Annotated in this window: 1 protein-coding gene; it reads left to right on the top strand. The window is 46.7% G+C overall.

Features of this window, described 5'->3' with window-relative positions:
* Position 1: 1 nt before the first annotated feature.
* On the top strand, positions 2–516 hold a 515-nt coding region (locus R7044_RS28105; RefSeq protein WP_225456384.1), incomplete at its 3' end, for a transcriptional regulator.

Below are 516 nucleotides of genomic sequence, written 5' to 3'. Positions count from 1 at the left end.
AGTGGTTCTCCACAGCTTAGATGCCGAAGCGCCGGAAATCATCAAAATCGCAAATGGGCACGTGACGGAACGCAGTGAAGGTGCCCCAATTACCAACTTAGCGAGAATGAAGTTAAGAGAGGGCAAGGACGTTTCTGATTCGTACCTGACGAAAACGTCGAACGGAAAGACCTTGCACTCCATTACGACAATTGTCAGAAATCCAAAAAACAAACCGATTGGTTTGCTGTGTATCAACGTAGATATGGATGCACCGATGCAGGCGTTTTTAAAGGCAATGCTGCCTCAGCAACACACCGAGTGTTGTGTTGGTGGCGCTCGATCACCAGAAACGTTTGCGCGTAATATCGATGAAACCATCATCAGTACGATAGAAACCGTGCAAACAGAAGTGTGGGAAAATGAAGCCATTGCGCCTTCTAAACGCAACCGTGAACTGGTGACGCGACTGCACGGCTTAGGCATTTTTAAATACAAAGATGCTGTTTTAATGGTTGCAAACCATCTTGGCATCTC

The sequence above is a fragment of the Vibrio sp. 1402 genome, assembly GCF_033340275.1.
Note: the sequence above shows the minus strand (reverse complement) of the source record. Positions and strands in the feature narration are given on the sequence as shown.